Here is a 3,810-nt window from a genome sequence, read left to right as displayed (position 1 = left end):
TTCTGAACTGATCGAATCCCTGGAAAGTAATTGTCCTGGCATTAAACAACGACTGTGCGATGAGCAGGGTAAACCCCGTCGATTTTTGAATCTCTACGTGAACGGGGAAGATATCCGCTTGTTGGAAAATACAGAAACAAAACTCAACAATGGGGATGAAGTGAGTATTGTAACAGCTGTTGCTGGTGGTTAGAGATTATTGTGGTTAATCGTAGGTGGGCAGTGCTTACCTAAGGCATTGGTAAGCTTGGTGAATCTGTCTGATGCACTGCCCACCCTACAGGAACTTTCGTCCTGGGTTTTAGAAGGGAAAAGGGCACAGGGAGTAGGGAAAAGGGCACAGGGAACCCTGATCTGACTCCCCATTTCCCCATCTCCCCAACTCCCGACAGTAACTGGATTTTCAGCGGCGCTATACAAGACTCGGGGGTTGATCGGGATTGCTGCAAGTATTTTGATACCACGCATTTAGCTAGCCACCTGAACTGGCCGCTAAATCAGTGATTATTTTGCGATCGCTATGGCAGTCTGTGTACCCAGAGCAGTTCAGTTTCGGAACTGGCACAACGGCAGTCTGCCATAGTTGCTGAATTTTTGTATATTACAATTAGACTATTAAATCGTATAAAAAAACTCTAGCCTCTCTTGTAACTAAGGTAAGCATTCAGCCGTCAGCCGTCAGCCGTCAGCCATTCGCGAATGGCCAAGGCTCAAGCTACTTGAGGTGCTGACGTAACATAGATTAAACCAATGCTTACTTGTTTTATTCAAAAGTCGGCGTGTGCGTAGCACATAAGCTGATAGCTGATAGCTGATAGCTGAATGCTTACACTAAGTGACTGAAACTTAGTGACTGAAACTTAGTGACTGAAACTTAGCGACTAAGTTGACGGAATCAGCTGACATTAAAATATCCCTTGATTATATCATATCATAAGCTAAACCTATAAAATATTTTTTTTTGGTTATTATCATCAGTAGGATGAGTAGTCATAGCTAGGTAGTCTCAGTCGGTCATAGCCATGGGCAATCCTAGAGCTGGTTAACAAAAACCTCAAGCCTGGTTGAAGTTATAAAAAACTAAATAACTAAATAGATTAAGTAATTAAGTAGTTTGCCGCCTTATATCCATGAGACAATCCCTGAAAAACTTCCCCCGACTCAAACGTGTTCTGTTCACTGGAGCGATCGCAACCACAGCAGTTTGGTCTTGGGCAACACCGATTAATGGTAGCTCTGTGGTTGTAGCATTTCAGGATAGCCCTAAAACGATTGTTGATGAAGTTTGGCAAACTGTCAATCGGGAATATGTCGATAACACCTTTAACCAAGTTGACTGGCAAGCGACTAGGCACGAACTGCTGAGCAGAAGCTACGCTTCAAAGGAAGAAGCCTATAAAGCGATTCGGAAAGCCCTAGAAACCTTGGAAGACCCCTACACCCGCTTTTTAGTGCCAGAACAGTTCCAAGCCTTGACAAACCAAACTGTTGGTGAACTGTCTGGTGTGGGTATTCGCATGGAAATAGAAAAGCAGACCGAGACCCCGTTAATCATTGAACCGATTGAAAATTCCCCAGCGTTTAAGGCAGGTCTTCAAGCTGGGGATAGGATTTTAGCGGTAGATAGCAAAGCTACGAAAGGGTTAAGTCTCGAAGATGCCTCGGAACTAATCCGGGGTAAAGTGGGGTCATCAGTGACTCTGCGGATTGCCCGACCAGGAGAAGGCATTTTTGAGATAGAACTAACCCGAGCTCAGATAGAAATTCCCTCTGTTCGTTACAGCGTCAAAGAGGAAGGGAATCTGCGAGTGGGTTATATCAGCTTAAATGAATTTAGTTCCCATGCAGCTGAACAAATGCAACGGGCAATTAGTAACCTAAATCAGCAGAAGGTGAATGCTTATGTCCTAGATCTGCGGGGTAATCCAGGCGGATTGCTTTTTTCCAGTATTGAAATTGCCCGCATGTGGATGCAAGAGGGGGAAATTGTTAGCACTATAGACCGGATCGGTGGTAAACAAGCATACAGCGCTAATCGAACCGCCTTGACCCAACTGCCCTTAGCGATTCTAGTGGATGGTAACTCTGCTAGTGCTAGTGAGATTTTAACTGGTGCTCTCAAAGATAACAAACGCGCTACTGTTATCGGTTCTCGCACTTTTGGTAAAGCCGCTGTCCAGTCTGTCCATTCCTTATCTGATGGTTCAGGTTTAACGGTGACAGTCTCTCGTTACTACCTACCCAGTGGTGAAGATATTAGTTTGAAAGGAATTGTGCCCGATATTCGGCAAGAGTTGACCCTTGAGCAACGGCAACAGCTATCTAGTCAACCGGGATGGCGTGGCACTAGCAAGGATCCTCAATACGGAAAAGCGATCGCAGTTTTAAAATCCACTACTGCCTCTGAGCCTGGAAACCTCAGTCAACCCATAAACTCAGGTAGAGTTTGGTAAGCTCTGCTGGAAATCGGGAATCGGGAATCGGGAATCGGGAATCGGGAATCGGGAATCGGGAATCGGGAATCGGGAGGAGATGTAGGGTGGGCAGTGCACTAGACAAATTCATCTTGGTGGCGTACACCCAGGTATGCACTGCCCACCAAGGATGAATCACAATAGAACAGATGTAGGGTGGGCAGTGCCACAGAAATATTAATTGGCTTGGGTACACCTAGGTATGCACTGCCCACCAACGGATGAATCACAATAAAACAATTGTTGATTAACTGTATTTGAATTCGTACTAATTCAATATTTCACCAATCCCACCAGATGTAGGATGAATCACAATAGAATAATTGTTGTGAACTAAGACTGAATGCGATTCGGCGAAACCGACGCTACGCGAAAGCATTCAACCACCTTACCCATCGTACCATTCTTGTCGCTAATTGATATCAGGAAGTATAGCGTTTACTAGTAAGGGTAATTGACATCTAAATTTTTTTCCCGACTCCCGATTCCCGAGTCCCGATTCCCAATTCCCGATGCCCTAAAACATAATAAGGAAAAAAAAATAGCCGCAGAAATACCTTCCACGGCTAAGAGTTTTTAGTTATGCCTCAACTTTCTAAACCAATCCAGAAATGATCCCATAGGATTGACCAAAGGTCACGCTACGTGAACAAACCTGATACTTTGGCCAGGGGGGTTACCCCCCCTATAATTTAATAGTTTAACCCAAATTTAAATACTTGGTCATCATGGTGATGAATTCGCCAGGAATTCCAGTTGGCTGAAGGGGGCTCCACTCCGAGATTTCGGCGTAACCCCGTGCATAAAGGGTATGCATGGTGTTGTTTATTGCCCGGCGAGACCCCTTCAGAATGTGCTTAATGGGGTATTTTTTTGGGGAAGGTTCCTGAGGAGTATTACTAGGAGTGATATCCTCAGGATTGTTTTGTGGATCTGGGCGAAAGTTGTCAGGCATAATTCAAAATTGCTCTTGAAGTTTTAAAATATAATCATAACGATTATGATTTTAGGTGTCAAGGGTTTTTAGAATGTAGAATTAAGAATGTAGAATTAAGAATGTAGAATTAAGAATGTAGAATTAAGAATTTAGTGCGTAGGGTGCGTTAGGGGTGGGCTCGCCCTAATTTTACAATTCTTAGCCAGTATTGGGATAGCCCGCACCGTAACGCACCACCAAGTATAAGTTATAAGTTATAAGTTATAAGTTAGAATCGCAAACAGGGGACATAGTAAAAATGTTAGCGTTCGTTTTTTTGTAGATTAAATTTACTGATAGCCTTGGAAACAGGAAATAAAAAAAATATATCCGCAAAATTGTTATCGTTATATAAAATAA

General features: G+C 43.5%; 6 protein-coding genes. 3 read left to right on the top strand and 3 right to left on the bottom strand.

What is annotated here, in order from left to right:
• Window positions 1-193: MoaD/ThiS family protein (locus F6K57_RS39280; RefSeq protein ID WP_293074134.1), on the top strand; the 193-nt coding region annotated here is incomplete at its 5' end.
• Here the strand turns inward: F6K57_RS39280 and F6K57_RS39275 are convergent.
• Window positions 190-468, bottom strand: coding sequence for a hypothetical protein (locus F6K57_RS39275; RefSeq protein WP_293074131.1), 279 nt, complete (start codon window positions 466-468; stop codon window positions 190-192). The genes F6K57_RS39280 and F6K57_RS39275 overlap by 4 nt on opposite strands.
• Window positions 469-1,130: 662 nt before the next feature.
• Here F6K57_RS39275 and ctpB point away from each other — a divergent pair.
• Window positions 1,131-2,453: a carboxyl-terminal processing protease CtpB gene (gene ctpB / locus F6K57_RS39270; RefSeq protein WP_293074128.1), complete on the top strand. Its 1,323-nt coding sequence runs from the start codon at window positions 1,131-1,133 to the stop codon at window positions 2,451-2,453.
• 98 nt (window positions 2,454-2,551) lie between these two features.
• Here the strand turns inward: ctpB and F6K57_RS39265 are convergent, their stop codons facing one another.
• Window positions 2,552-2,704, bottom strand: a complete 153-nt coding sequence (locus tag F6K57_RS39265; protein WP_293074125.1) for a hypothetical protein — start codon at window positions 2,702-2,704, stop codon at window positions 2,552-2,554.
• 224 nt (window positions 2,705-2,928) lie between these two features.
• Between F6K57_RS39265 and F6K57_RS39260 the strand changes: the two genes are divergently transcribed.
• Window positions 2,929-3,054 (top strand): hypothetical protein, encoded by a 126-nt coding sequence (locus tag F6K57_RS39260; RefSeq protein ID WP_293074122.1) that lies wholly within the window; start codon window positions 2,929-2,931, stop codon window positions 3,052-3,054.
• A 120-nt stretch (window positions 3,055-3,174) separates the two neighbouring features.
• Here the strand turns inward: F6K57_RS39260 and F6K57_RS39255 are convergent, their stop codons facing one another.
• The gene (locus tag F6K57_RS39255) at window positions 3,175-3,429 is read right to left on the bottom strand and encodes a hypothetical protein (protein ID WP_293074119.1); all 255 of its coding nucleotides are present in this window, start codon (window positions 3,427-3,429) and stop codon (window positions 3,175-3,177) included.
• Window positions 3,430-3,810 lie beyond the last annotated feature (381 nt).

It is taken from the genome of Moorena sp. SIO4A5 (assembly GCF_010672005.1).
GTDB lineage: Bacteria > Cyanobacteriota > Cyanobacteriia > Cyanobacteriales > Coleofasciculaceae > Moorena.
Note: the sequence above shows the minus strand (reverse complement) of the source record. Positions and strands in the feature narration are given on the sequence as shown.